This window comes from Mycolicibacterium baixiangningiae, assembly GCF_016313185.1.
Lineage (GTDB): Bacteria > Actinomycetota > Actinomycetes > Mycobacteriales > Mycobacteriaceae > Mycobacterium > Mycobacterium baixiangningiae.
This window is the reverse complement of sequence record NZ_CP066218.1, coordinates 1,139,883-1,165,740: the sequence shown is the minus strand read 5'-3', so window position 1 is coordinate 1,165,740 and position 25,858 is coordinate 1,139,883. Positions and strand designations below refer to the sequence as shown.

General features: G+C 68.3%; 27 protein-coding genes. 9 read left to right on the top strand and 18 right to left on the bottom strand.

The window, feature by feature from the left end; translation table 11 throughout:
- Window position 1: 1 nt before the first annotated feature.
- From I7X18_RS05470 to pdxH, 10 genes are all read right to left on the bottom strand, one after another.
- Window positions 2–892, bottom strand: coding sequence for an ABC transporter permease (locus tag I7X18_RS05470; protein ID WP_193044189.1), 891 nt, complete (start codon window positions 890–892; stop codon window positions 2–4).
- On the bottom strand, window positions 889–1,878 hold the full coding sequence (locus I7X18_RS05465) for an ABC transporter permease (protein WP_193044190.1): 990 nt from the start codon (window positions 1,876–1,878) through the stop codon (window positions 889–891). Before I7X18_RS05465 ends, I7X18_RS05470 begins: the two co-directional genes overlap by 4 nt.
- 79 nt (window positions 1,879–1,957) lie before the next feature.
- Window positions 1,958–3,490, bottom strand: a complete 1,533-nt coding sequence (locus I7X18_RS05460; protein ID WP_193044191.1) for an ABC transporter substrate-binding protein — start codon at window positions 3,488–3,490, stop codon at window positions 1,958–1,960.
- Window positions 3,491–3,606: 116 nt separating this feature from the next.
- The gene (locus I7X18_RS05455) at window positions 3,607–5,268 is read right to left on the bottom strand and encodes a dipeptide ABC transporter ATP-binding protein (RefSeq protein ID WP_193044969.1); all 1,662 of its coding nucleotides are present in this window, start codon (window positions 5,266–5,268) and stop codon (window positions 3,607–3,609) included.
- A gap of 254 nt (window positions 5,269–5,522) precedes the next feature.
- Window positions 5,523–5,942, bottom strand: coding sequence for a MarR family winged helix-turn-helix transcriptional regulator (locus I7X18_RS05450; protein WP_193044192.1), 420 nt, complete (start codon window positions 5,940–5,942; stop codon window positions 5,523–5,525).
- A complete protein-coding gene (locus tag I7X18_RS05445) occupies window positions 5,932–7,356 on the bottom strand; it encodes an MFS transporter (protein WP_193044970.1) in 1,425 nt (474 codons plus the stop codon). The genes I7X18_RS05450 and I7X18_RS05445 overlap by 11 nt, the downstream gene beginning before the upstream one ends.
- A 134-nt stretch (window positions 7,357–7,490) precedes the next feature.
- Window positions 7,491–8,795, bottom strand: a complete 1,305-nt coding sequence (locus tag I7X18_RS05440; RefSeq protein ID WP_193044193.1) for a citrate synthase — start codon at window positions 8,793–8,795, stop codon at window positions 7,491–7,493.
- Between the two features lie 95 nt (window positions 8,796–8,890).
- Complete coding sequence (locus I7X18_RS05435; RefSeq protein WP_193044194.1) at window positions 8,891–9,538, bottom strand: TetR/AcrR family transcriptional regulator; 648 nt, start codon at window positions 9,536–9,538, stop codon at window positions 8,891–8,893.
- A 69-nt stretch (window positions 9,539–9,607) separates the two neighbouring features.
- Window positions 9,608–10,924: an MFS transporter gene (locus I7X18_RS05430; RefSeq protein ID WP_193044195.1), complete on the bottom strand. Its 1,317-nt coding sequence runs from the start codon at window positions 10,922–10,924 to the stop codon at window positions 9,608–9,610.
- Window positions 10,925–10,927: 3 nt separating this feature from the next.
- The gene (pdxH, locus tag I7X18_RS05425) at window positions 10,928–11,557 is read right to left on the bottom strand and encodes a pyridoxamine 5'-phosphate oxidase (protein ID WP_226863048.1); all 630 of its coding nucleotides are present in this window, start codon (window positions 11,555–11,557) and stop codon (window positions 10,928–10,930) included.
- Window positions 11,558–11,650: 93 nt separating this feature from the next.
- Here pdxH and I7X18_RS05420 point away from each other — a divergent pair, with 93 nt between their 5' ends.
- The 3 genes from I7X18_RS05420 to I7X18_RS05410 all read left to right on the top strand — a co-directional run bounded on the left by I7X18_RS05420 (window position 11,651) and on the right by I7X18_RS05410 (window position 13,908).
- Entirely contained in the window at window positions 11,651–12,793 is a 1,143-nt protein-coding gene (locus I7X18_RS05420; protein ID WP_193044197.1) for a citrate synthase 2, read from the top strand.
- Entirely contained in the window at window positions 12,790–13,395 is a 606-nt protein-coding gene (locus tag I7X18_RS05415) for a maleylpyruvate isomerase N-terminal domain-containing protein (protein WP_193044198.1), read from the top strand. The genes I7X18_RS05420 and I7X18_RS05415 overlap by 4 nt, the downstream gene beginning before the upstream one ends.
- Window positions 13,396–13,458: 63 nt before the next feature.
- Window positions 13,459–13,908, top strand: coding sequence for a VOC family protein (locus I7X18_RS05410; protein ID WP_193044199.1), 450 nt, complete (start codon window positions 13,459–13,461; stop codon window positions 13,906–13,908).
- A gap of 1 nt (window position 13,909) precedes the next feature.
- Here the strand turns inward: I7X18_RS05410 and I7X18_RS05405 are convergent, their stop codons facing one another.
- Window positions 13,910–15,601: an FAD-dependent oxidoreductase gene (locus I7X18_RS05405; RefSeq protein ID WP_193044200.1), complete on the bottom strand. Its 1,692-nt coding sequence runs from the start codon at window positions 15,599–15,601 to the stop codon at window positions 13,910–13,912.
- A gap of 14 nt (window positions 15,602–15,615) precedes the next feature.
- Window positions 15,616–16,632: an AurF N-oxygenase family protein gene (locus I7X18_RS05400; RefSeq protein WP_193044201.1), complete on the bottom strand. Its 1,017-nt coding sequence runs from the start codon at window positions 16,630–16,632 to the stop codon at window positions 15,616–15,618.
- Between the two features lie 167 nt (window positions 16,633–16,799).
- On the opposite strand from I7X18_RS05400, the gene serC reads away from it, so the two are divergent.
- Window positions 16,800–17,912, top strand: coding sequence for a phosphoserine transaminase (serC, locus tag I7X18_RS05395; protein ID WP_193044202.1), 1,113 nt, complete (start codon window positions 16,800–16,802; stop codon window positions 17,910–17,912).
- Between the two features lie 102 nt (window positions 17,913–18,014).
- Window positions 18,015–18,842 (top strand): septation protein SepH, encoded by an 828-nt coding sequence (gene sepH, locus I7X18_RS05390; RefSeq protein WP_193044203.1) that lies wholly within the window; start codon window positions 18,015–18,017, stop codon window positions 18,840–18,842.
- Between the two features lie 34 nt (window positions 18,843–18,876).
- On the opposite strand, the gene I7X18_RS05385 is transcribed toward sepH, so the two are convergent.
- The 3 genes from I7X18_RS05385 to I7X18_RS05375 are packed head-to-tail and all read right to left on the bottom strand — an operon-like array spanning window position 18,877 to window position 20,437.
- Window positions 18,877–19,155, bottom strand: a complete 279-nt coding sequence (locus I7X18_RS05385) for a DUF2537 domain-containing protein (protein WP_193044204.1) — start codon at window positions 19,153–19,155, stop codon at window positions 18,877–18,879.
- A gap of 9 nt (window positions 19,156–19,164) precedes the next feature.
- Complete coding sequence (locus tag I7X18_RS05380) at window positions 19,165–19,977, bottom strand: TrmH family RNA methyltransferase (RefSeq protein ID WP_193044205.1); 813 nt, start codon at window positions 19,975–19,977, stop codon at window positions 19,165–19,167.
- 28 nt (window positions 19,978–20,005) lie between these two features.
- Entirely contained in the window at window positions 20,006–20,437 is a 432-nt protein-coding gene (locus tag I7X18_RS05375) for an Rv0880 family HTH-type transcriptional regulator (RefSeq protein WP_193044206.1), read from the bottom strand.
- A 90-nt stretch (window positions 20,438–20,527) separates the two neighbouring features.
- On the opposite strand from I7X18_RS05375, the gene I7X18_RS05370 reads away from it, so the two are divergent.
- Entirely contained in the window at window positions 20,528–20,794 is a 267-nt protein-coding gene (locus I7X18_RS05370; protein ID WP_193044207.1) for a DUF2530 domain-containing protein, read from the top strand.
- 38 nt (window positions 20,795–20,832) lie between these two features.
- Window positions 20,833–21,285, top strand: a complete 453-nt coding sequence (locus tag I7X18_RS05365) for an SRPBCC family protein (RefSeq protein ID WP_193044208.1) — start codon at window positions 20,833–20,835, stop codon at window positions 21,283–21,285.
- Here I7X18_RS05365 and I7X18_RS05360 read toward each other — a convergent pair whose 3' ends face one another.
- Entirely contained in the window at window positions 21,286–22,059 is a 774-nt protein-coding gene (locus tag I7X18_RS05360) for a DUF3027 domain-containing protein (protein WP_193044209.1), read from the bottom strand.
- Between the two features lie 70 nt (window positions 22,060–22,129).
- On the opposite strand from I7X18_RS05360, the gene I7X18_RS05355 reads away from it, so the two are divergent.
- Window positions 22,130–23,815, top strand: a complete 1,686-nt coding sequence (locus tag I7X18_RS05355; protein ID WP_193044210.1) for an MFS transporter — start codon at window positions 22,130–22,132, stop codon at window positions 23,813–23,815.
- On the top strand, window positions 23,812–24,300 hold the full coding sequence (locus I7X18_RS05350; protein WP_193044211.1) for a DUF2771 domain-containing protein: 489 nt from the start codon (window positions 23,812–23,814) through the stop codon (window positions 24,298–24,300). The genes I7X18_RS05355 and I7X18_RS05350 overlap by 4 nt, the downstream gene beginning before the upstream one ends.
- On the opposite strand, the gene I7X18_RS05345 is transcribed toward I7X18_RS05350, so the two are convergent.
- A complete protein-coding gene (locus I7X18_RS05345; protein WP_193044212.1) occupies window positions 24,297–25,301 on the bottom strand; it encodes a glutathione S-transferase family protein in 1,005 nt (334 codons plus the stop codon). The two genes, I7X18_RS05350 and I7X18_RS05345, sit on opposite strands and share 4 nt — an antisense overlap.
- 26 nt (window positions 25,302–25,327) lie before the next feature.
- Window positions 25,328–25,747 carry a cold-shock protein gene (locus tag I7X18_RS05340; protein ID WP_193044971.1) on the bottom strand — a complete coding sequence of 140 codons (420 nt, stop codon included), beginning with the start codon at window positions 25,745–25,747 and terminating at the stop codon, window positions 25,328–25,330.
- Window positions 25,748–25,858: the final 111 nt, after the last annotated feature.

Below are 25,858 nucleotides of genomic sequence, written 5' to 3'. Positions count from 1 at the left end.
GTCACGCGACACCACGGGTCTTGGCCCGGCTCCGCAGTGCGATACCCACGAGGTTGAGGCCCACGGTGGTGATGATCAGGGCGATACCCGGCACCACGGTGATCCACCAGTAGACCAGGATGTACTGCTTACCGTCGGCCATGATCGATCCGAGCGACGGCATGTCCGGCGGCGCGCCGATTCCCAGGAAGCCCAGTGTCGATTCGTAGACGATCACCGCAGCGATGTCGAGGGCGGCCAGCACGAGGACGGCCGAGATGTTGGACCGCAGCAGGTATCTGCGGATGATGCGGCCGGGTCGGGCGCCCATCGCGACCGAGGCGCGGACGTAGTCCGTCGATTTCTCGAGTTGGGTGGCGCTGCGCACGACCCGGGCGTAGGTCGGCCACATCGCCAGGGTCAGCACCGCCGTCAGCGACCAGAACGACGGCTCGGACACCGAGAGCACCGCGACAGCCAGCACGATGAACGGCAGCGCCATCTGCACGTCGGTCAGCCGCATGAGCACCGTGTCGAGGAACCCGCCGAAGTAGCCGGAGAGCAGCCCTACCAGGAACCCGACCACGATCGCGATCGCGATGACCGTGATGGCGATGGTGAACGACGTGCGCAGCCCGAGCGCGATCCGGACCGCCATGTCACGGCCGACCTGGTCGGTGCCCAGGAGGTGGCCCGCCGAGAACGGTGGCAGGTACGCGCGCTTGGGATCGACCACGGTGTCCGATGCGGGCGCAAGCAGCGGCAGCAGGATGGACGTCAGGGCGGCGAACACGACGATCGCCAGCCCGGCGTACATGGTGGCCGTCCGCGGAAACCACGCGAACCGTTGCCCGGAGGGCGCCAACGGGACTGCCACATCGTCGATCTCGTGCTCTGGCGGAACCGTTGTCACGCTTGCGCTCCCTTCAGCGCGAATCGGGGGAACCACCCCGGCATCGAGCGCTTCGCGCGGGTGCCCGCGCGGTTGTCGATCGCCATCCGGCGGTCGATGCGGCCGTAGGAGAGATCGATCAACAGGTTGAGCACCAGGAAGATCAGCGCGGTCACCAGGGTGATGACCTGCATGAGCGGATAGTCGCGGCGCAGCACGGTGTTGAGGGTGAGCAGCCCCATCCCCGGATAGTTGAAGATGTACTCGACGACGACGGCGCCGCCCAGCAGGTAGCCGAACTGCGCACCCATCACGGTCAGCAACGGGACTCCGGTGAGCCGCAACGCATGCCGCCACGCGATGCGCGTCGGCGACAGGCCTCTGGCCCGCAGCGCCACCGCCATCTCACTGCGCAGCGTGTCGGCCATGTTGGTGCGCACCACATTCGCGATCACCGCGGTCAGCGGCACCGCCAGCGCCACACTGGGCAGCACCACCGAAATAGGCCCGACATATCCGACGGTCGGGAAGATGCCCGACTTCACCGCGACGAACGATCCCAGCATGATCGCCACCCAGAAGTTGGGCATCGACTGCAGGATGATCGTGACGACGTTGATGGTCCGGTCCGACCACTTGTCCTCGCGGCGGGCCGAGAAGACGCCCAGCGAGATTCCTGCCAGCAGGCTCAGGACGAGGGCGGTCAGCGCCAGCAGCGCGGTGTAGGGCAACGCCTTGACGACGAGGTCGAAGGCGCCACCCTGGAAGAAGTAGGAGTCGCCGAAGTCGCCGCGGACCATCTGCTGCAGGAACCCCCAGTATTGGCTGAGCAGCGGCCGGTCGAGTCCGAGTTCGGCGCGGATCTGCGCTGCGGCGGTCTCGTTGGCCGTCGGCGCGATCACCCGCACCGGATCGCCCGGGATGAGGCGCAGCATGAAGAAGACCAGCGTGACGACGCCGACGAGGACGATCAACGTCTGGATGATCTTGCGCAGCAGGTAGGTCATCGGTTGGCTTTCTGGTTCGTGCAAGGCGCGAATGACGATGTGGGGCAGGCGGTTGGGCGCCTGCCCCACATCACGAGCGTCACTGCGCGATGGTCACGTCCTGGATGCGGAAGTAGGAGTTCGGCCAGACCTCGAAGTTCTCCAACGTCGAGCTGTACGCCGTCGCCAACTCACTGGCGAACATCGGGAACTCCGGAAGCTCCGTCTCGATGGTCGGCAGTACATCGGTGCGGAAGACCTCGGCCCGCTGCTGCGGGTTCATGGTGGCGGCCTCCTTCTCCAGCACGGCGGCCACCGACGGGATCGGCTTACCCGTCACCAGGGCGTTGCGGAACAGCGAAAGCAGCATCACCTCAGGGTCTTTCGACGCGATGAACCAGCCGTGGTCGTAGAGGTCACACGCCTGCGGGTCGAAGAGCAGCTGGTTGTAGCGGGCCACCTCGAGCGTCTGCAGGCGCGCGTTGATGCCGACGTCGGCCAGGTTCTGGACGATGAACTCGCCGTACTCCTTCGTCTTCGGATAGAAGCCGACCGAGACGCAGTACTCGAGCGGGCGCAGGCCGGCGCCTCCTGGGTAACCGGCCTCGGCGAGAAGCTGTTTGGCCTTCACGGGGTCGAACTTCGGGAAGGTCGGGCTCTTCTCCGAGAACTCCTGCATGGAGGTCAGGAAGCTGGTGTTGACCTCGCCGCTGCCCATCATGATGTTCTCGACGATCGTCGGCACGTCGATGGCGTGCGCGATCGCCTGGCGCAGCTTGACGTTGTCCATGGGCGCCTTCTCGATGCGGAAGGCGGTCCACTTCGACTCCACGGTCGGCGTGCGCGCCACCTTGAGATCGGGCGAGGCCTCGATGACCGGAATCTGGTCGGGCTCGACGCGGTCGATGATCTGGGCCTGCCCCGACTGCAGCGCCGCGAGCCGGGTCTGGCTGTCGCCGACGAAGCGGAAGGTGAAGTCCTTGACCTTCGGCGCGTCACCCCAGTAGTCGGGGTAGGCGGTGAGCTTGACGCCGGCCTCTTCACCGTCGTAGGAGCCCCACATGTAGGGACCGGTGCCGACCATCTTCTCGTCCAGCTTCCCCGACTCGATCAGATGAGCGGGTGCGACGACTGCGGACACCCCGCTCGCGAGCAGCGCCAGGGTCGCGGCGAACGGCTTACCGGTGTTGATCCGCACCGTGTGGTCGTCGACCACCTCGGCGGTGAACGGGTTCGGGAACGCGAACGATCCCGTCACTTCGGGTTTGGAGACGTACTCGATGGAGGCCTTGACGTCCTTCGCGGTGAACGGTGTTCCGTCGTGGAACGTCACCCCCTCGCGGAGCTTGAACTCCCAGATCTCCGGGGACGGGTTCGACCACTCGGTGGCCAGGCCCGGCTGGTACTCGAGGTTGTCGTCGAGGGTCAGCAGGCCCTCGTAGGCCATCTGCTGGAGGCGGTCCTGGCTCAGCAGCGTGTGGTCGAAGGGATCCCACCGGCCGGCCAGGTTCTCGGCGGACAGGAAGGTGATCGATCCGCCCGAACCGTCGCCGGCCGGCGGCGGACCGCCGGGCGCGGGGCTGCAGGCGGTGACCGCGAGTGCGGCGACAAGCGCTGCGGCCCCTCCCTTCAACGCTGCGGCGCATGGGCGCCGAAGCCTCCCGCCTGACCGGAGAACTCCCTGGACCTGGGTCACCTGACCTCCTCGTACATTGTGTGCTTTGCGGAACTGCTTGTGGTTGTTCATGTTCAGGCCGACGCGCCGATCAGCCGTTCGGACCGCCGCCGCCGTTGGACGATCGGATCCGGGACGGGTACCGACGCAACCAGCTGTTGGGTGTAAGGGCTTGCGGGATTGGTGAGCACGTCGCGGGCGCGGCCGGATTCGGCGACCGACCCCGACTGGAGCACGACGATGTCGTCGGCGACCGTGGCGACGACGCCCAGGTCGTGGGAGATCAGCACGCATCCGAACCCCAGCTCGCCGATCAGTTCTCGCAGCAGCTCGATCACGTGCGCCTGGACGGAGACGTCGAGCGCTGAGGTCGGTTCGTCGGCGATCACCAGGGCGGGGTCCATGGCCAGCGCCCGGGCGATGGCGACACGCTGACGCTGGCCGCCGGAGAGCTCGTGCGGGAACCGCTCGGCGAACGACGTCGGGAGGTGGACGGCGTCGAGCATCGTCGCGACCCGTTCGGCACGTGACTTCGCCGTGCCGACGTGGTGGATGTCGAGAGGTTCACGGATGGCTTCGGCCACCGTGCGCCGCGGGTAGATCGAGGCCCGGGGATCCTGGAAGACGACGCCCAACGACCCGGTCAGCTGCCGGCGGGCTCGGCCTTTCACCCTCGCGAGATCCTGCCCGAGAAGGGTGATCGTCCCGTCCGTCGGTGTCAGCAGCCCGGTGAGGCACTGCGCGATCGTCGACTTCCCCGATCCCGACTCGCCGACGAGACCGAGGAGGCGGCCCGGTGCCAGCGCGAACGACACACCGTCGACGGCGGTGACCGCATGGCGTCCCGAACCGTACGTCACTCGCAGGTTATCGACCGAAAGAACCGGCGTCGCCGGTGTTTTCGGATCCGGTTCGGCGGCCTTCACCGAAGACGGCTCGGGGATCGTGGGTACGGCGGCGATCAGCTCCCGCGTGTACTGCTCGGTGGGGGCGGCGAAGATCTGCTCGGTGTAGCCGTGCTCGATGATGCGTCCGTCTTTCATCACCACGACGCGGTCGGCGAGATCCGCGACGACGCCCATGTTGTGGGTGATCAGGACGATGGTGGAGCCGTGCTGATCCCGGCATTCACGCAGCAGGTCGAGGACGGCGGCCTGGACGGTGACGTCGAGCGCGGTGGTCGGTTCGTCGGCGATGATCACCTTCGGGCGCATGGCGAGCGCCATGGCGATCGTGACCCGCTGTTTCTGTCCGCCGCTGAGCTGGTGCGGAAACGATTTCAGTCGTTTTTCGGCATCGGGCAGTCCCACAGATTCGAGCATCTCGACTGCGTACGCACGACTTTCGCTCCGGCTCATGTCCTGGTGCAGGCGGAAGGTCTCCACGAGCTGCTGGCCGATCGAGTAGACCGGGCTCAACGCGACGGACGGCTCCTGGAAGATCATCGCGAGGTCCTTGCCCCGCAGCGTCGAGAAGCGCGACTCGTCCAGGCCGACGAGGTCGGTGTCGCCGAACCGGATCTGGCCCCTCACCGTCGCCGACGGTGGCAGCAGGCCCATGGCGGCGCGCATCGACACGCTCTTTCCTGAGCCCGATTCCCCGACGACCGCGACGATCTCCCCTTCGCGGACGTCGAGATCGAAACCCCGGACGGCCGCCACGGTCCCCCGCTCGGTCGTGAAGTCGACCGACACATCGGCAAAGGACAGAACGGAATCTCGGGTCGCCTCGCCCAGGTCAGCGCTGCGACAGTCACTGTCGGACAAAAAGATCCTCACTGGCGTCTACGATCTCGGCCTCGCGTCACGAGGCTGGACTCAATCTGCCGTCACTACCGGCGACACTACGGCCACCATAGGTAAACTGAGGCCACTGGGAGTAGATATTTCTGAAAGTAATCAGATCCGTCAAATTCTGCGGCCAGACTTAACGTGTTCGTCATATGGCGCTCGGGTGCCGCTGCGGGTACCGGGCCTGGGGCCGCAGGTCCTCAGCGGCCGGTCAGCTTGGCCAGAGTCGCCCGCAGCGTGCGCAATTCGTCGTCGTCGAGCGCGGTGAGCGCTTCAGGGGCGGGATCGTCGACCGCCTCGATGGTCGTCAGCATCGCGCGCCCGGCGTCGGTCAGCGACACCGTCTTGCAGCGCCGGTTCGCCGGATCGACCTCGCGCACCACCAGCCCGCGCTGCTCCAGATCGTTGACGGCGACCGTGGCCGCCGGGGCATCCAGTGTGGCCGCCTGCGCCACCTGTTTGACCGTCATCGGCGCGCGGCCCAACCGGCGCAGCACCCGAACCCGGCTGAACGGCAGTCCGGTGGCCTCGACCACCGCGCGTCGCCAGCTGTCGCGGTTGTCGAACACCAGAGCCGTCAGCGCCCCCCACACCTCATCGGCGAGCGGGTCATGCGGCACGGGTCGCCACCTCCCCGGCGATCAGCGGCGCCAGCCGGTCAGCCGACCGCAGTGCCCGGGACGATGTCGAGTACAGCGCCAGCACCGTGATGACGACGCCGAAGGCCACACACACGAACCACAGCGGCCGTGCCGCCGCGGCGAAGTCCGTCGACGTGCCGGCCAGGGCTCCACCCGCCACCGAACCGCACAGCGCCACACCGATACTCACCCCGATCTGCCTGCTGGTCGACGTCACCGCCGACGCCGCGCCGGCCCGCTCGAGCGGCATCCCGCTCACCGCGGCGTTGGTGATCGGCGCGTTGACCATCGAGAAACCGATACCGAAGACCGCGAAGACGACGAGCAGTTCCCAGACCGGGGTGGTCGCGGTGAGGAACGACAGCATCGCCGATGCGACCGTGATCAGCACACCGGCGATCAGCAGCGACGGCCGGGCACCGAACCGCCCGACCAACCGGCCCGACAGCGGGGAGAAGAGCAGCGCGCCGATCGCGATGGGCAGGTAGATCAGGCCGGTGTCCATCGCGGAGTAACCGCGTTCGCCCTGCAGGTACAGCGACATCATGAACAGGAATGCACCCCAGCCGGCGAACGCGGACACCGCCGTCACCGTCGCCGCGCTGAACGGGATGCTGCGGAAGAAGCGCAGGTCGATGAACGGGTCGCGACGGCGGGCCTCGTAGCGGAGGAAGAGCACGAATGCCACCACCGCGACCACCGCGGCGGTCAGCGTGAGCGGGTGGGTCCAGCCCAGACCGGGCCCCTCGATCAGCGCGAACACGATCCCGAAGAGGAACAGCACGGCCAGCACCTGACCGATCGGGTCGATGTTGCGCATCGTCGTCGACTTGGTCTCGGGCACGAACACCGCGGTGAGGATGATCGCCGCCGCGCAGATCGGCAGGTTGATCCAGAACACCGCCCGCCAGCCGACCGTCTCGATGAGCAGCCCCCCGACGATCGGACCCAGCGACATCGCGATGCCCACCACCGAACCCCAGATGCCCAGCGCCCTGGCGCGTTCCACCCGTCCGGTGAAGATCTGCGAGACGATCGACAGCGCAACGGGATTCATCATCGATCCGCCGACGGCCTGCAGCAGCCGCGCCACGATCAAGGTCTCGATGTTGGGCGCGAGGCTGCACAGCAGCGACCCGAACGCGAAGACCGTCAGCCCGATCTGGAACACCCGGCGCCGCCCGAACCGGTCTCCTGTCGCGCCGGCCAGGATCAGCAGCGACGCCAGCAGCAGGGTGTAGACGTCGACCACCCACTGCAACTGCGAGGGCGACGCGTGCAGATCGGTGCGGATCGCCGGGATGGCGACGTTGACGATCGTCGCGTCCATCGAAACGATCAGCAGGCTCAGGCAGCAGGACACCAGGATGATGGTCTTGCGCCGTGCGCTCATGCCGACGGTGTCAATCACCCAACCATTGTGAAACTACAACTGTCCGCGTGGCAAATCCCTCTGCCGAGCGCTCATCGTTGTACAGGTTCCTACGGCGTGTCGCGTACAGACACGTGCGGTCGCGGGAAGGCGGGTTAGCGGCTCGAGCTGTCGACGTAGTCGCGCTCGGTGTAGCCGGTGTAGATCTGCCGCGGGCGGCCGATCTTGCCCGGCTCGGAGTGCATCTCCCGCCAGTGCGCGATCCAGCCCGGGAGCCGGCCGAGCGCGAACAGCACGGTGAACATCCGCGTCGGAAAGCCCATCGCCCGGTAGATCACGCCGGTGTAGAAGTCGACGTTCGGGTAGAGCTTGCGTTCGACGAAGAAATCGTCGGTCAGCGCGACCTCTTCGAGCGCCTTGGCGATGTCGAGCAGTTCGTCCTCGACGCCCATCTTGCCGAGGATCTTGTCGGCCTGCTCCTTGACGATGCGGGCGCGCGGATCGTAGTTCTTGTAGACGCGGTGCCCGAAGCCCATGAGCTTCACGCCGTCCTCGCGGTCTTTGACCTTGCGCACGAACTCGCGCACGTCGCCGTCGGACTGCTGGATCTTGGTCAGCATCTCCAGCACCGCCTGGTTGGCGCCGCCGTGCAGCGGGCCCCACAGGGCGTTGATGCCGCCCGAGATCGAGGTGAACAGGTTGGCCTGGGACGAGCCGACCAGCCGCACCGTCGACGTGGAGCAGTTCTGCTCGTGGTCGGCGTGCAGGATCAGCAGCATGTCGAGCGCCCGCACGATCTCCGGGTCGACCTCGTAGGGTTCGGCCGGGAAGCCGAACGTCATCCGCAGGAAGTTCTCCACCAGCGTCAGCGAGTTGTCCGGGTACAGGAACGGCTGCCCCTCGGACTTCTTGTACGCATACGCCGCGATGGTCGGCAGCTTGGCCAGCAGCCGGATCGTGGACAGCTCGACCTGACTCTTGTCCATCGGGTCGAGCGAGTCCTGGTAGTAGGCGCTCAGCGCGTTGACCGCGCTCGACAGCACCGGCATCGGGTGCGCGTTGCGCGGGAACCCGTCGAAGAACCGCTTGAGGTCCTCGTGCAGCAGGGTGTGCCGCTGGATCTTGGTGGTGAAGTCTTCGAGCTGGTCCGCGGTCGGCAGCTCACCGTAGATGAGCAGGTAGCTGACCTCGATGAACGTCGACTTCTCCGCCAACTGCTCGATCGGGTAACCGCGGTAGCGCAGGATGCCGGCGTCACCGTCGATGTAGGTGATGGCGCTCTTCGTGGCCGACGTGTTGACGAACCCGCCGTCGAACGTGGTGTAGCCGGTCTTCGACAACAGCGACCCAAGCGCGATGCCGTCGGCGCCCTCGGTGGCCGGGACGATATCCAGCTCGAGCTCGCCGCCGGGGTAGCTCAGCTTGGCGTGCTCAGTTGCGCTGGACGGATTATCGGCCACGGGAATCCCTTCATCGTCGCTCCGCAGGTGCAGACCCTCGTCTACAAAAGGTAGCCCCATCGTGACGGACGTGCTTGCGGGGGGCGGGCAGTTGCTCAGACCGGCTGCTTGACGTCGGCGGTCACGTCGAGGAACTGGGCGTAGGCCGCCTCGATCCGGGACACGATGGCATCGACGGTCATGGTGTCCCAGTCGATACTCGGCCCGAGGTCGGCGAGCGCGGTCATGATGATCGCCCCCCATACCGCCGCCACCAGTTGCAGCCGCCGGTCGTCGGGCGCGGTGCCCATCCGGTCGACGAGTGCCGAGTTCACCGCGTCCACCCGGAAGCGGGTCGATGCTTGCATGAGCGACTGCGACGACGTCACGATGCGCGCCGAGGCGAGCAGCCGTTCGTCGGTCAGGCCCGTCGGCGGCGCGGTCTTGGTACTGCTGAACGCACTCACGTGGCTGTGGAAGAGGGCGTCGAGGTGTCTGATGTCGGGCGGTTGCTTACGGAGTTCGACGGCGACGATCTCGATGATGTCGTCGATGACGGCCAGCACCACGGCTTCCTTGGTCGCGAAGTACCGGCTGAAGGTGCGCGGCGAGACGTCGGCGACCGCGGCGATCTGGTCGACGGTGGTGTTCTCGAATCCCTGCCGGTCGCACAGTTCGACGGCGGCGTTGATCAGGGTGCTGCGAGTGCGCTGTTTCTTGCGTTCACGCAGCCCCAGGGCCGGTGCGCCGTCCAGATCAGCCACGATTCGGATGCTAGCCCCACCGGCGGCAAATTTCCGTTGATCTTGACATCCGGTGCAACTTGCCGGTGCTCACACTTTGTCGTCCTCGGACGACATCTCCGGATCCGGTTCGGGCCGTTCGGATCCCACGCGGTACCGCACGAAGGCCGGCGCGAGCGCCGCTGCGACGAGTACACCCACCACCACCAGCCCGCCTCCCCCGGCCGCGGCGATCGTGGTGCCCACCGCCGCCGCCGCGGCGCCGTGCAGGACGTCGGCCACCCGCGGCCCGCCGGCCACCACCACGATGAACACACCCTGCAACCGTCCGCGCACGTCGTCGGCGGCGGCCTCCTGCAGGATCGTCGACCGGAACGCCGCCGACACCATGTCAGCCGCGCCGCCGACCGCCAGGAAGGTCAGCGCGATCCACAGCACGGCCCCGGTGTGCCCGCCGGCCACCCCGCAGGCGATCCCGAAGCCGACCATAGCCAGCCCCCACACGACGATCGCGCCGACCACCGCCAGCCCCTGTCTGCGCACCCGCGGCAGCCACCCGGAGAACACTCCGCCCGCGACGGCGCCCACCGACATGGCCGCCGCGAGCAGCGCCATCGTGGTCCCGCCCGCGACGGGACCGCCGAAGCTCTCGTGCGCCAGCTGCGGGAACAGGGCCCGCGGCATGCCGAAGATCATCGCGATCAGGTCGACGACGAACGACATCAGCACCACCTGGTTGCCGGCCAGAGCGCGGAATCCGTCGAAGACCGCGGCGATCCCCCAGCGGGACGCACCGCTTTCGGTGCTGGTGGGCGGGATCGGTGAGAGCCGGATGGTGGCCAGGATCGGCACCAGACAGGTGAGCGCGTCGATCAGGTACAGCGTGGACAGGTCGACCCAGCGCAGCATTACACCGGCGAGCAGCGGGCCGACGATGGCACCGACCTGGGTCACCGTCATGTTGAGCGAATTCGCCGCCGCCAGTTGGTGTGCGGGCACCATCCTGGGGATGGCAGCCGCCCGCGTCGGTGAGTTGACGGCGTAGAACGCCTGCTGCACGGCGAGCAGACACAACACCACCCAGACGTTGTTCAGCGCCAGCGCGGACTGCAGCCACAGCAGCACCGAGGCGACGGCCAACCCGCACGACGCGATGATGAGCAGCACCCGCCGGTCCATGGCGTCGGCGAGGGCGCCGCCCCAGAGGCCGAAGACGATCAACGGCACCAGGGCGAACACGCCGGCCAGCCCGACGTAGGCGGAGTTCTGCGTGAGCGCGTACAGCTGCACCGGCACCGCGAAGATGGTGAGGTTCGCGCCGATGACAGTGGGGATACCGGCCACCCACAACCGGCGGAAGTCCCGCGTCCGCAGGGGTGTGGTGTCGGCGAACAGCCGAGGGGCCATCCGTTAAGGCTGCAACCGCTCGACGCGGCCGTCGTATAGGCGAATCCTGTTGTGTACCCGGTTCTCCCGGCCCTGCCAGAACTCGACGACGTCCGGGGCGATGCGATAGCCGCCCCATTCCGGCGGTACCGGGACCGTGTCCTGGTCGGCGAACCGCTCCGTCACCTCGGCGAGCTGATCCATCAGCGCCGCCCGCGAGGCGATCGGCCGGGACTGCAGCGACGCCCATGCGCCGAGCTGCGAACCGCGGGGCCGTTTCGACCAGTAGTCAGCGGTCTCCTCCGCCGACACTTTGGTCACCGGGCCGCGGACGTGGACCTGGCGGCCCAGCGCGAACCACGGGAAGGTCGCCGACGCATACGGCGTGGTGGCGAGGTTCTCGCCTTTGGCGGAGCCGTAGTTGCTGAAGAACGTGATGCCGGTGTCGTCGACGCTCTTGCACAGCACCGTGCGGGTGACGGGTCTCCCCCCGGCGTCGACGGTGCCGAGCACGATCGCGTTCGGCTCCGGCAACCCGGCCGTCTCGGCGTCGGCTAACCACCTGCGCAACAGGGGAACCCAGCCGTCGGCGAGCCAGTCGGCGTCGAGGTCGGGACTGCCGTCTTTCTCCACCGATCCGTACTCCACCCGCATCCTCGCCAAGCGCCCGTCGTCGGCCTCCGTCACCGCGCCAACGCTACGCCGACCGGTACGTCCGGGTGTTGCCCCGGGTGCGAGAATCGGCTCATGACTCAGACGTCGCCTTCGATGCCGGAGCACGCCCCGGAGGACATCGTCGAGGGGCTCGAGGGCGTGGTCGCCTTCACCACCCAGATCGCGGAACCGGACAAGGACGGCGGGGCGTTGCGCTACCGCGGCGTGGACATCGAGGACCTGGTCTCCCGGCGGGTGACGTTCGGCGACGTATGGGCGCTGCTGGTCGACGGGAGATTCGGCGACGCCCTGCAGCCGGCCGAACCCTTTCCGCTGCCGATCCACAGCGGCGACGTCCGCGTCGACGTGCAGGCCGGGCTGGCGATGCTCGCACCCATCTGGGGTTACAAGCCGATCCTCGACATCGACGACGAGACCGCCCGCGCCCAACTCGCGCGCGCTTCGGTGATGGCGTTGTCCTACGTCGCGCAGTCCGCGCGCGGCATCCACCAGCCCGCCGTTCCGCAGCGGTCGATCGACGAATGCACCACGGTCACCTCACGTTTCATGACCCGCTGGCACGGCGATCCGGACCCGAAACACGTCGAGGCCATCGACGCCTACTGGGTGACCGCCGCCGAACACGGGATGAACGCCTCGACGTTCACCGCCCGGGTGATCGCCTCCACCGGTGCCGACGTCGCGGCCGCGCTGTCCGGCGCCGTCGGCGCCATGAGCGGTCCGCTGCACGGCGGTGCGCCCGCGCGGGTGCTGCCGATGCTCGACGATGTCGAACGCACCGGTGACGCCCGTGCCGTGGTCAAGGACATCCTCGACCGCAAGGACAAGCTGATGGGCTTCGGCCACCGGGTGTACCGCGCCGAGGATCCGCGGGCACGCGTGCTGCGCGCCACCGCGCAACGACTCGAAGCGCCCCGCTACGAGGTCGCCGCCGCGCTGGAGCAGGCGGCGCTGGCCGAACTGCGAGAGCGCCGCCCCGACCGCGCGATCGAGACGAACGTCGAGTTCTGGGCCGCGGTGATCCTCGATTTCGCCCGGGTGCCCGCCTCGATGATGCCGGCGATGTTCACGTGCGGGCGCACGGCCGGGTGGTGTGCCCACATCCTCGAACAGAAGCGACTGGGCAAGCTGGTGCGCCCGTCGGCGATCTACGTCGGACCCGACCCCCGCAGCGTGGAGTCCGTCGAGGGCTGGGACCGGGTCACCGTACCGTGAGCACCGTATTCGCCTCCGCCGCAAACAGTTTCGTCGAATTGGTGGGCAAGATTCCCACCGCGGCGTTGGACGGACCGGGGTTGGGCGAATGGGATCTGCGGGCGCTGGTCGGCCACACCTCGCGTTCGTTGATCACCGTCGGCACCTACCTGCAGACGACCGCTGAGCGCGAAGACGTCACCAGCGCCGCCGAGTACTACCTGCGGGTGACCCCGGCGGCCCTCGGGATCGACCCGGCCGCGGTCGCCGAGCGGGGCCGTCAGGCCGGCCGCGACCTCGGTGAGGACCCGGCGGCCACCGTCACGACGCTGGCCGCGCGGGCGCTCGCCGACGTGGACGCGGCGGGCGATCCGCTGATCCTGGTGATCGGCGGCCTCGGGATGCGGTTGCGGACGTACCTGCCGACGCGGACGTTCGAACTGGCCGTGCACGGTCTGGACATCGCCCGGGCGGCGGGCGTCGACTGGGCGCCGCCGCCTGACGTGCTGACCGACGCCGTGCGGCTGGCCGCGGATGTCGCCGTCACCACCGGCCGCGGCGCGCAGGTCCTGTTGGCGCTGACCGGCAGGGTGGCGCTGCCGCCGTCGTTCTCGATTGTGTGAAGCGATGAGATTTGTCGGTGGGCGTGGTCAGCATGGAGACCATCCACCTACCGAGGAGATCCCATGGCTCTCGAAGTGCAACCGCTCGTCGCCCCGCACCTCGTCGTCGACGATGCCGCCGCCGCAATCGACTTCTACATCAAGGCCTTCGGCGCGACCGAGTACGGGCGTGTACCCAACCAGGACGGCAAGTTGATCCACGCCGCACTCGACATCAACGGGTCGATGGTGATGCTCAACGACGACTTTCCCGAGTACAACGACGGCAAGCCGTCCACACCCACCGCGCTGGGCGGCTCACCAGTCACCATCCACCTGCAGGTCACCGACGTCGACACGAAGTTCCAGCAGGCCGTCGACGCCGGCGCCACGGTGTTGATGGCGGTCGAGGAGCAGTTCTGGGGTGATCGCTACGGCCTCCTGCGTGATCCGTTCGGCCACCTGTGGTCGATGGGTCAACCCGTCCGCGAGGTCAGTTCGGAGGAGATCCAGGCCGCGGTCTGCGAACCGTAGGTCAGCGGAGCAGCCCGGCGAGCAGGCGCCGCCCGACACTCGGTGTCGGTGCGGCCGCCGCGGCCTCGATCATGTCGGGGAGCGAGGTGAATTTCACCCGCGGCCGGTGCTCGCCGCCGCGGGCGATCTCCGCCGCGTCGATGGCGCGCCAACCGGCGCTGTCGACCAGATCCGGTTGCCGGTCGCGCATCAACGTTTCCAGACCTGTGGCGCCAGGCGCGGTGAGCACGCCGGCGTTGTAATCCGCGACCAGATTGTGGACGGTCTGCGCGGCGCACGACTTGTTCGTACCGATGAACCCGGTGGGTCCGCGCTTGATCCAGCCCGCGACGTAGGTGCCCGCGACGGGTCGGCCCGTCTCTGGGTCCACGACGCGACCGCCGTCGTTGGGCACGGTCGCGGCGACCTCGTCGAACGGCAACCCGGCGATGGGCTTGCCGCGGTAACCGATAGAGGTCAGCACGAGGCCGGCGTCGATGCGGCGGACATCGTCGCTGCCGGTGACGGTGAACTCAACGCCGTCGGCTCGCCCGCTGCCGGTGATTTGTCGCGGCGTCAACCGGTAGGCCAGCCGGATCCGCGGCCGGGTGATGGGGGCCGAGGCATCCCCGAGTTTCGACAGCACCTCGAGCTTGTTGCGGGTCAGCGGGTCCGTTTCGTCGGCAAGGTCGCGGCGCACCCATTCGTGGACATCGATGTCCGGGCCGGCGTCGAGCACGACGTCGCAGGTGGTGGTCAGCCCGATGAGCTCGGGCAGCGTGAACGCCGACTGCGCGGGCCCGCGGCGGGCGGCGATCATCACCTCGTCGATACCGGAGGCACGCAGCGCGGCCAGCGCGTGGTCGGCGATGTCGGTGACCGCCAACCGGGCGGGGTCGGTGGTCAGGATGCGGGCGACGTCGAGTGCCACGTTTCCGTTGCCGATGACGATTGCCCGGTGATGGCCGAGGTCGACCGGCAGGTCGGTGTATTCGGGGTGGCCGTTGTACCAGGCGACGACCTCGGTGGCTGTCGCCGTGCCCGGTAGGTCCATACCGTCGATGTCGAGTCGGCGGTCGTGGGGCGCCCCGACGGCGTACAGCACCGCGTCGTGGTGTGCCAGCAGTTCGGCGTGGGTCACGTGGGTGCCGACCTCGACGTTGAGGTAGAGCCGCAGTTCGCGCCGCGCTGTCACCCGGTCGAACAACTGCGTCACCCGCTTGGTGCTCTGGTGGTCGGGCGCCACGCCGGCGCGCACCAGACCGTAGGGGGTGGGAAGCCGCTCGAACATGGTCACCCGCACACCGCGCTGGGTCAGCAGTTCGTCGGCGGCGTACATCGCGGCCGGGCCGGACCCCACGATCGCGACCGCCAACGGGCGGCCCCCGCGCTCGTGCACGACGGGTGCGTCGGGCACGGGCGCCAGCTTCGAGGTCGGGGGCACCTTCTCATCGGGCCGCCGCTCGGGGTAGAACGCCGCGTTGAGCTCAATGAACGGCAACTGCGTGTCGGTGAGCGTGGCCTGGGTGGCGATCGCGCCCACGGGGCAGGCGCTGACGCAGGCGCCGCAGTCGACGCAGGCCGCCGGATCGATGTAGAGCATCTCGGCGGTCGCGAACCCCGGCTCGTCGGGCGTGGGGTGGATGCAGTTCACCGGACACGCGAAGACGCATGACCCGTCGCTGCAGCACGACTGGGTGATCACATGAGGCACGGCCGTGTGTCCTTCTAGGCCGCCGAGGCGACGTGCTGGCGGTGCGGCTCGCTGCGGTACCGGCTGGGCCGGCCGTCGATCCGGCAGATCCGCCACGTGAGCTTTGCCAGCGGGTTCATCAGACCGGTGTCATGGCATAGCATCCGGACGTCGCCGAACATGTCCCTCAGGAACTGCCGTGACTCCGGCGCGCGGAAGAACAACTCCTTGCGCACCGACCTCGGGATGTCGAATTCCTTCCAGAACGCCTTAGGCGGCACGATGATGGCCTGGCACAACAGCCGCATCACGAGCGGCACGAAGAGCGACAGTACGAATCGCTGCCGGCGCGGCAGCTGCGGCAGCCGCTTACGCAGGTATTCGTGGGCAAACGAGATGTGGCGCGCTTCCTCGGCGACGTGGATGGCCATGACCCGTTCCATGATCGGGTGTATGGCCTTACCTTCGCGCAGCACGTTCTTCTGGGTGTGGTCGATCGGCTCCTCGCCGGCGAGCACCCCGAAGAAGAACGGGATCGGCAGCGGTCCGGCCACGAGCGGGATGAAGGGCGACAGCCAGCGCAGCACCCGCGGCATACCGGGCACGTCGGCGCCGATGCGGTTCACCATCTCCTGGAACATCATGGTGTGGTTGCACTCTTCGACCGTCTCGTGCATGCAGTAGCGGTATTCGGGTGATCCGTTGGGAACCCAGAACGCGTAGTTCGTCAGACCGCGGATCAGGATGATCTCGAACTGCAGGCCGACCTTCGCGACGTTGGCCTGCCGCCAGCGGCCGATCTCGATCTGGCGCTCCACCGGCTGCGACCGGTACCAGGAATGGCGGCCGATCGGATCGGTTCCCGGCAGGATCCACCGCTCGTCGCCGTCGAACACAGCGAACTCCGGGGTGTCCCATTCGATGTCGGTGTACGGGTTGAAATTCCGCCGCACCGATCCCTCGGACAGGGTGGTCAGTGTGTTCACGTATGCCGCGTCATCGGCGACGTCCATATTGCGGCGCCACCGCCGGACCGTGCGTGTGCGAGCCATGAGAGCCTCCCAAGTGGGTTTACATTCACCGGTCTGGTGTACACAGTACCGCAGGTATCGGGTAGAAGTCCATGCCGGTTTGCTGTGTATCCAGCGGTTTCGGCGCGCTGACGTGCGCTCACCGTCGATTACCGCGCCAAAACCGCAGGCAACTACGCTTGGGCGCCATGGCCGACCTCACCATCCCCGCCGACCTCAAGCCCCGCGACGGACGCTTCGGGTCCGGGCCGTCGAAGGTGCGTCCCGAACAACTGGCCGCGCTCGCGGCAGCGGGTGACCTGTTCGGCACCTCCCACCGGCAGGCCCCGGTCAAGAACCTCGTGGGCCGGGTACGCGACGGCGTCAAGCAGCTCTTCTCCGTACCCGACGGCTACGAGGTCATCCTCGGCAACGGCGGCTCCACCGCGTTCTGGGACGCCGCGGCGTTCGGGCTGGTCGACAAGCGCTCACTGCACCTGACCTACGGCGAGTTCAGCGCCAAATTCGCCTCCGCCGTCGCCAAGAACCCGTTCGTCGGCGACCCGATCGTCGTCAAAGCCGATCCGGGCAGCGCCCCCGCACCGCAGTCCGACCCGTCGGTCGACGTCATCGCGTGGGCGCACAACGAGACCTCCACCGGTGTCGCGGTGCCCGTACAGCGCCCCGCCGACTCCGGTGACGCGCTGATCGTCATCGACGCCACCTCCGGCGCGGGTGGGCTGCCCGTCGACATCAGCCAGGCTGACGCCTACTACTTCGCGCCGCAGAAGAACTTCGCCGGCGACGGCGGCCTGTGGCTCGCGGTCGTCAGCCCCGCCGCGCTCGCGCGGATCGACCAGATCGCACAGTCGGGCCGCTGGGTCCCCGACTTCCTCTCGCTGCCGATCGCCGTCGAGAACAGCCTCAAGAACCAGACGTACAACACCCCCGCGATCGGCACGCTCGTCCTGCTCGCCGATCAGCTGGACTGGCTCAACGGCAACGGTGGGCTCGACTGGGCCGTCAAGCGCACCGCCGACTCGTCGCAGCGGCTGTACTCGTGGGCCGAGGCGTCGGCGTACGCGACGCCGTTCGTCACCGATACCGCACTGCGCTCGCAGGTGGTCGGCACCATCGACTTCTCCGACGACGTGGATGCGGCGGCCGTGGCAAAGGTGTTGCGCGCCAACGGAATCGTTGACACCGAGCCGTACCGCAAACTCGGCCGCAACCAGTTGCGGGTCGCGATGTTCGCCGCCGTCGACCCCGAGGACGTCAGCGCGCTGACCCAGTGCGTCGACTGGGTCGTCGAACGGTTGTAGGCAACGCCGCGTGTCAGCGCGGTCACGGGCAGGTAACGCAGTAGGCTGACCAGCTAATCGGGCTGGCGCTTCGCGCCGCAGACAGGCCCGGAGGAGGTCGTGGTGCGGGAACTCAAGGTCGTCGAACTCGATGTCGACGGCAAGACGGTCATCTGCCAGAACGACTCCGGTGAGCGATTCACCCTGCGCGTCGACGACCGGTTCCGCGCCGCGGCCCGCGGGGACCGGGCCGCGTTCAACCGATCGGCCGACCAGACGATGATCGATGTCGAGGTGCACAACGTGCTGCGTCCCAGGGATATCCAGTCCAAGATCCGCGCGGGCGCGTCCGTCGAGCAGGTCGCCAACGCCTCGGGGATGCCGATCGAGCGGGTGGAGCGATTCGCCCATCCGGTACTGCTGGAGCGGTCACGGGCCGCCGAACTCGCCACCGCCGCACATCCGGTGCTGGCCGACGGACCCGCCGTGCTCACCCTGCTCGAAACCGTCAGCACCGTACTCGTCGGCCGCGGCCTGGACCCCGACGCGACGACGTGGGACGCCTGGCGCAACGAGGACGGACGCTGGACCGTACAGGTGGCGTGGAAAGCCGGGCGCTCTGACAACCTCGCGCACTTCCGGTTCTCCCCCGGCGCGCACGGCGGGACCGTCACCGCGTTCGACGAGGCCGCCTACCAGCTGATCGATCCCGAATTCGCCCGCCCGCTGCGCCCCGTCGCACCCCTGGCGCAGCTGGACTTCGACGCCCCCGCAGCGCCCCCGGCCCCGGCCCCTGCGCCCGCTCCGGCGCCGCGACCCGAACCCGAGCCGGCGCCGGCCCCCGAAGCCGAGGCGCCCAAGCCGGCGAAGGGCCGTAAGGCCAAGGCCCGGCCCACCGTTCCCGGCTGGGAGGATGTCCTGCTCGGCGTGCGCTCCGGCGGCCAGCGATGAGCGCTCGCGCGAAGAGCCGACTACAGCGCTAGCTCTACCCGGTACCGCTGAGAGTCATCGCCAGCAGCCCGATCCAACCGCCTGCCACGCCGACGCCCGCGCCGAACGCGAACCACCGCCACACCGGCCTGGTCCGCCATCCCCACACCGTCGGTGCCAACCCACCCACGGCCACCATGTTGAGGCCGACCGCAAGCAGCGGGTGCACCCGCAGCAGCCCGAGGCTCAGTACGATGACGGCCGTGGCGATCACCGCGGCGACTCCTGCGGCCACCGTCAAACCCGTTCCCCAGGGCGTGGATTCGTCGGTCACACGAGAAACCTAGCCCGACCGCACGCGTTCGTAGAACGCCAGCGCGGCCGCGGTGGCCACGTTGAGCGAATCCGTGCCCCGCGACATCGGGATCCGCACCCGCCGATCGCTGGCCCGCATCGCCCGTTCCGTCAAACCGGGACCCTCGGCACCGACGAGGACGGCGACCTTGTCCCCGGCCAACGCCGTCATCGCCGCGGCGAGTGTATCGGCGGTCGGATCTGGCGTCATCGCGAGCAGTTGAAATCCGTTGCTGCGCAATAGCTCCAGCTCTTCAGGCCAGGCGGATGAGCGAGCGAACGGCACGAGCAGCGCGTGACCCATCGACACCCGCACCGCCCGGCGATACAGCGGGTCGGCGCACCCGGCACCGAAGATCACCGCATCGACCGCGAGGCCCGCGGCATTGCGGAAGACGGAGCCGAGATTCTCGTGGTCGTTGACGCCTTCCAACACCGCCACGGTGCGCGCGCCGTCGAGCACTTCGGTGACGGTGAGCTCAGGTGGACGCGACGCCGATGCCAGCACGCCGCGGTTGAGGTGGAATCCGACGACCTCGGCCATCACCTCGGCGCCGGCCCGGTAGAACGGCGCGTCGACGGCGTCGAGATCGGAGCCGAGTTCGGTCAGCCGCCGGTCGGTGCCGAGGAGCGCGCGGGGGGTGAAGCGAGAGGCCACCATGCGCTGCACCACCAGCACGCCCTCGGCGATCACCAGCCCTTTGCCGCTGGGCAGATCGGGTCTGCGGTCGATGCTGTTGAGGTCCCGGAAGTCGTCGAGCCGGGGGTCGGCGGGGTCGTCGACGTCGATGACTGTGGTCACCGCCCCGATCTCCGCACGGCGGCGAAGCTTACGCGCTCTCCTCGACCATCGCCGACATGAGGTCGGCGGCCATCAGCAGGGTCTTGCGCTGTTCGGGGTCGAGTTGGGCGAGCCGCCGCTGCAGCCATTCCTGGCTGGCCTGCTTCTCCGCTTCGACCAGATCCGCCCCCGCCGGCGACACCGACACCAGCACCTGGCGTCCGTCGACGGGGTGCGCGTTGCGCGCGACGAACCCCATATCGGCGAGTGACGCGATTACCCGAGTCATCGACGGCGGGCGAACCCGTTCCCGCGCAGCTAATGCCCCCGGAGTCATGGCACCCTCTTTGGCCAGCGTTGACAGCGCTGATAATTGCGACAGCGAAATCGGCGATTCGGCACGCCGAAAGCGCAATTGGCGAGCTAGCCGTACTACAGCGAGCGACAAATCGCTGGCTAACCGAGACTCGAGGTCGATCACAAAGCAAATACTACATAGGGTCGTGAAATGCGGCGAGCAAAACGATAACCGTTGTTACGGCCGCTTTTCGATGGGCTAGGTTGGCAATTGATGGCCGACGAACACACTCCCGAGCGCCCAGCGCCACAGCCTCCCGCGCTGCCGGCCGCCCTTCTCGAGCCCTGGCCCGTCATCCTGGTGATCGCCGCGGCATGGTTGGTCGCCACCGTGCTCGCGTTCACGGTCGCCGCACTGTACGAGTGGCGGCCGTACACGATCGCGGGGCTGGGGATCGGAGTTCTTGGCACTTCGATCTTCCTGTGGCAACGTCACGCTGTGCGCCGCGGTGCCCGCGGCGCACAGAGCGGGCTTCGCTAGGCCGTTCTCCAGCCGCCCGACCCTTCGTAGGAGGACGCATGGCCGCACCACTGCTGCACGCAGAGATCGACATCGACGCCCCGGTGGCCAAGGTCTGGTCGCTGGTCTCCGATCTGCGCCGGATGCCGCAGTGGAGCCCGCAGTGCCGCGTCATGAAGCCGCTCGGCCCGCTGCGGCCGGGCACCAGGACGATCAACCTCAACCGGCGCAACCGCTTGGTCTGGCCGACCACCTGCACCATCACCGAGGTCGTCCCGGAGAAGAAGGTGGCGTTCCGCGTGGACGCCAACAAGACGGTGTGGAGCTACGAACTCGAACCCACGGCCACCGGAACCCGGCTGGTCGAGACCCGCAACGCCGAGAACGGTGTGACCGCGGTGTCGAACATGGCGGTCGACAAACTGATGGGCGGTGTGCCGAGTTTCGAGCAGGAACTCGTCGCGGGGATGAACGAATCGCTGGGCAGGATCAAGGCCGCAGCGGAGAGTTAGTCAGTCTTTCTCGGCGACGTCGACGACACCGTCGTCGTACGGGTCGTACAGCGGCGAACCGGCACCCTGGGGCGCCGGGGTGTCCGAATGCGCACCGCAGCCGTACTCCGAGTCGACGACGTGGCCGTCGGCCGACATCTCGTTCGCACACACCCCGAACATGACCCCGAGCGAACCGGACAGCGGCAGGTAGAAGCCGCAGTCCCGGCAGACCCGCTTCGTCGAGCGCGCCATCGCCGAACCGGGGCCGAACTCGCCGTCGTGCCAGCGCTGCGCGGCGTCGAGGCGTCCCCACCGGCTGAGAACCTGCCGACGGCCGAAGCCCACTTCCGCGGCGGTCTCGTCGACCTGCGGGTCGCCGGTGGCGACGTAACCGGGCACCAGCCGGGGATCCTCGGGTGGTGGCGCGAGAAGATCGCCGGGGCCGAGGTCTCCGGGGCGCACCCGCTCATGCCAGGGCACCCACTTGGGGGCCAGCAGCGCCGTCGGGCCCGGGACCAGCACCAGCTCGCTGATCGTGGCCTGCTCCGAGCCGGGATACGCCGCGACGACGACGGCCCACTGCCACCCTCGGTAGCCGGGCATATCGGCCAGGAATCGGTGGGTGGCCGAGGTCGGGTCCTCGAATGAGGCGCCGAGGTACTCGCCTATCGTGTCGTGTCCGATGAGCTCCACCAGCGCGGCGCGCGCCAGATCCACGGCGCCCATCAGCACCGCTTCGAGGTCGGCAGGGCGTTGCGCCAGTTCTGCGGCGGTGTCAGTGACGCTGTCCATCGCGTCCCATAGTGCCGCAGAGCGATACCGGAAAGCCACACCGGTCGGCTGACGGGTAGCAGTCGGTGCCATGGGGGAGAATCATGACGTGGCCGGCGGACGTGATGAGAGTGACGGAGATTTCCGGCGCGACGCCCGTTATTACCCGCCCCGGCCGCCCGCGGGCCATGACCATCCCGGGATGGCGAACTACCCCAGCGACGGTGGGTCCTACGGCCGTCAGCGCAGGCAGTCCGTGCCGAGCGCGAACCGGTGGTTGCCCCCGCTGGACGAACCGTCGCCCTCGGGCTACCAGTACGAACCGCCGCCGGGCGCCGGCACGGGGAAGGTCACCGTCACCCGCGCCGCGGCACAGCGCAGCCGCGAGATGGGGTCGAAGATGTACGGCCTGGTGCACCGGGCCGCGACCGCCGACGGTGCCGACAAGTCCGGGCTGACGGCGCTGACGTGGCCGGTGGTGGCCAACTTCGCCGTCGACGCCGCGATGGCGGTGGCGCTGGCCAACACGCTGTTCTTCGCCGCGGCCAGCGGGGAGAGCAAGAGCAAGGTCGCGCTCTACCTGCTGATCACCATCGCGCCGTTCGCGGTGATCGCCCCGCTCATCGGCCCGGCCCTCGACCGGTTGCAGCACGGCCGCCGCGTCGCGCTGGCCGCGTCGTTCCTCGCGCGTACCGCGCTGGTCGTGCTGCTGATCGCGAACTACGACGGCGTGACCGGCAGCTATCAGTCGTGGGTGCTCTACCCGTGTGCGCTCGGGATGATGGTGCTGTCGAAATCGTTCTCCGTGCTCCGCAGCGCCGTCACCCCGCGTGTGCTGCCCCCGAGCATCGACCTGGTGCGGGTCAACTCCCGGCTGACGACGTTCGGGCTGTTGGGCGGCACCGTGGTCGGCGGCGGTGTCGCGGCCGGTGCGGAATACCTGCTCAACCTGTTCCACCTCCCCGGGGCGCTGTACGTGCTCGTGGCGGCGACCGTCGCGGGGGCGGCGCTGTCGATGCGGATCCCCAAGTGGGTGGAGGTCACCGCCGGTGAGGTCCCCGCGACGCTGAGCTATCACGGCGGCAGCACCGGCCTGCGCCGCGATCCGCCGTCGGAGCGTTCCGGTAAGGCCCGTCAACCGCTGGGACGCAACACCATCACGGCGCTGTGGGGCAACTGCACGATCAAGGTGATGGTCGGTTTCCTGTTCCTCTACCCGGCGTTCGTGGCGAAATCGCACGACGCCACCGGCTGGGAACAGCTGCGCATCCTCGGCCTGATCGGCGCCGCCGCCGCGGTGGGCAATTTCATCGGCAACATGACCAGCGCGCGGCTCCAATTGGGTCATCCGGCGCGACTGGTGGTGCGCGCGGCCACCGCGGTGACGGCTGCGGCCCTGTTGACCGCCGTGACCGGCAATCTGCTGGTCGCTGCGGTCGCCACGCTGATCACTTCGGGGGCGAGCGCGATCGCGAAGGCGTCGCTGGACGCCTCGCTGCAGGACGACCTGCCCGAGGAGTCGCGGGCCTCGGCGTTCGGCCGTTCGGAATCGCTGCTGCAGCTCGCCTGGGTCGCCGGCGGGGCGACCGGGGTGCTCATCTACACCGACCTGTGGATCGGCTTCACTACGATCACGGCCGTGTTGATTCTCGGGCTGGCGCAGACCGTGGTGAGTTACCGCGGCGAATCGCTGATACCAGGGTTCGGCGGAAACCGTCCGGTGCTGGCCGAACAGGAAGGCCGTCGCTCCGACACCGCCGGGGTGACGAACGAGTGAAGCGCGTCCTGGCCGTGCTGGCGGCCGTCGCAGTGCTGGCGACTGCGCTCACGGCGGCGATGGTCTGGCAGCTCACCCGCGACCACGAGCCCGCGCTACCGGAGATCAGCGCCTACTCACGCGGGGAATCGACCCGTGTCGGGCCCTATCAGTTCTGCGACGTCATCGACCCCACCGACTGCATGCCGGCCGGCCAGCAGGGTGAGCTCGAGGTCGACGAGCGCGATCCGGTGCAGCTGTCGGTCCCGTCGGCGATCGCCGAGGCGCCGTGGCGGCTGCTGCAGGTGTACGAAGACCCGGCCAACACCACCGAATCGCTATTCCGGCCCGAGACCCGGCTCGCGGTCACGATCCCGACCGTCGACCCGCAGCGTGGGCGGCTCACCGGTATCGCCGTGCAGCTGGTGACGCTGGTGCAGGACGAGGCGGGCGAGGTGTTCGAGATTCCCCATGCGGAGTGGTCCATCCGCATGGTGTGGCGCTAGAGCGGAGTGTGGTCGGCGGGCACCCGCTCGCCCTCGCGCGTCGGCCCCGGCGGAGTGCCGTCGCCGAAAGGTCTGCCGCCCAATGCTTCCCGTCCATGCGCGGTCAGCCAGTTGGCGAGGTCGGGGCCTTTGGGCACGACCTTCGTCGGGTTGATGTCGGTGTGCACGATGTAGTAGTGCTGTTTGATCTGCACGAAGTCGGTGGTGTCGCCGAAGCCCGGGGTCTGGAACAGGTCACGGGCATATCCCCACAGCGCGGGCATCTCCGACAACTTGGCGCGATTGCACTTGAAGTGCCCGTGGTAGACGGGGTCGAAGCGCGCGAGCGTCGTGAAGAGCCGGACGTCGGCCTCGGTGATGGTGTCGCCGACGAGGAAACGCTGACCGCTCAGTCGGTCCTCCAGCCAGTCCAGCGCGGTGAACAGCCGGTCGTAGGCCTTCTCGTACGCACGCTGTGAACCGGCGAAACCGCACCGGTAGACGCCGTTGTTGACCTCGGTGTAGATGCGCTGGGCCACCTCGTCGATCTCGTCGCGATGCTTCTCGGGATAGAGGTCGGGCGCACCGTCGCGGTGATACTGCGTCCACTCCGTCGAGAAGTCGAGGGTGATCTGCGGGAAGTCGTTGGTGACCACCTGGCCCGTCGACACCTCGACGACCGCGGGCACCGTGATCCCCTTGGCGTAGTCGGGGAACCGCTTGAAGTAGGCGTCCTGCAGCCGCGGGATCTTCAGCACCGGGTCGACGCCGTCGGGGTCCAGGTCGAAGGTCCAGCTGCGCTCGTCGTGTGTGGGTCCGCAGAAGCCGATGGACAGCACGTCCTCGAGGCCCAGCAGTCGCCGGACGATGATGGTGCGGTTCGCCCACGGGCAGGCCCGCGCGACGATCAAGCGGTACCGCCCCGGTTCGACCGGATAGCCGTCGCGACCGTCGGCGGTGATGCGGGTTTCGATGTAGGCGGTGTCGCGGTTGAACTCGCCTCCGCCGGCGACATAGCTCATGGCTTGAGTGTGCCCGGCACGAAGACTCAGGCGTCGAGTTCGCGGGCGACGGCCTTCACGACCTCCGACACCCGGCGCGTGACCTTCCGGTCGGGGTAGCGACCCTTCTGCAGGTCCGGCTGAATCGCACTCTCCAGCAGGGTGATGAGGTCGCCGATCATGCCGTGCAGTTCGTCGGGGCTGTGCTTGTGCTCGGGTCGCTCGGCGCGCTCTGACTCGCGGCGGGTCTTGCTCAGACTCGGCGGCGGATCGATCAACGTGAGGCTCAGCGCCTGCGGCCCGCGCCGTCCCGCGGCAACGCCGAACTCGACGCGCTGGCCCGCCTTGAGCCCCTCGACACCCGCGGGCAACGCCGAGGACCGGACGTACACGTCCTCACCGTCCTCCTGGGACAGAAAGCCGAAGCCCTTTTCGGCGTCGTACCACTTCACCTTGCCGGTCGGCACTGTCGTCACCTGCTCGTCGTCTCGCACCACATAAGGAAAGCGTCCCGGTTGCGCCGGGACGCGTCGACGCCGATCCTACTCGGACTCATCCCGCGCCTTCACACCCTTATC

What these genes read in the sequence shown, in the direction of transcription:
- I7X18_RS05465 (WP_193044190.1), bottom strand. Translation starts at nt 1,878, where the DNA reads ATGACCTACCTGCTGCGCAAGATCATCCAGACGTTGATCGTCCTCGTC.
- I7X18_RS05445 (WP_193044970.1), bottom strand. Translation starts at nt 7,356, where the DNA reads ATGAGCGCACGGCGCAAGACCATCATCCTGGTGTCCTGCTGCCTGAGC.
- I7X18_RS05430 (WP_193044195.1), bottom strand. Translation starts at nt 10,924, where the DNA reads ATGGCCCCTCGGCTGTTCGCCGACACCACACCCCTGCGGACGCGGGAC.
- pdxH (WP_226863048.1), bottom strand. Translation starts at nt 11,557, where the DNA reads ATGCGGGTGGAGTACGGATCGGTGGAGAAAGACGGCAGTCCCGACCTC.
- I7X18_RS05420 (WP_193044197.1), top strand. Translation starts at nt 11,651, where the DNA reads ATGACTCAGACGTCGCCTTCGATGCCGGAGCACGCCCCGGAGGACATC.
- I7X18_RS05410 (WP_193044199.1), top strand. Translation starts at nt 13,459, where the DNA reads ATGGCTCTCGAAGTGCAACCGCTCGTCGCCCCGCACCTCGTCGTCGAC.
- I7X18_RS05400 (WP_193044201.1), bottom strand. Translation starts at nt 16,632, where the DNA reads ATGGCTCGCACACGCACGGTCCGGCGGTGGCGCCGCAATATGGACGTC.
- serC (WP_193044202.1), top strand. Translation starts at nt 16,800, where the DNA reads ATGGCCGACCTCACCATCCCCGCCGACCTCAAGCCCCGCGACGGACGC.
- I7X18_RS05370 (WP_193044207.1), top strand. Translation starts at nt 20,528, where the DNA reads ATGGCCGACGAACACACTCCCGAGCGCCCAGCGCCACAGCCTCCCGCG.
- I7X18_RS05365 (WP_193044208.1), top strand. Translation starts at nt 20,833, where the DNA reads ATGGCCGCACCACTGCTGCACGCAGAGATCGACATCGACGCCCCGGTG.
- I7X18_RS05360 (WP_193044209.1), bottom strand. Translation starts at nt 22,059, where the DNA reads ATGGACAGCGTCACTGACACCGCCGCAGAACTGGCGCAACGCCCTGCC.
- I7X18_RS05355 (WP_193044210.1), top strand. Translation starts at nt 22,130, where the DNA reads ATGGGGGAGAATCATGACGTGGCCGGCGGACGTGATGAGAGTGACGGA.
- I7X18_RS05345 (WP_193044212.1), bottom strand. Translation starts at nt 25,301, where the DNA reads ATGAGCTATGTCGCCGGCGGAGGCGAGTTCAACCGCGACACCGCCTAC.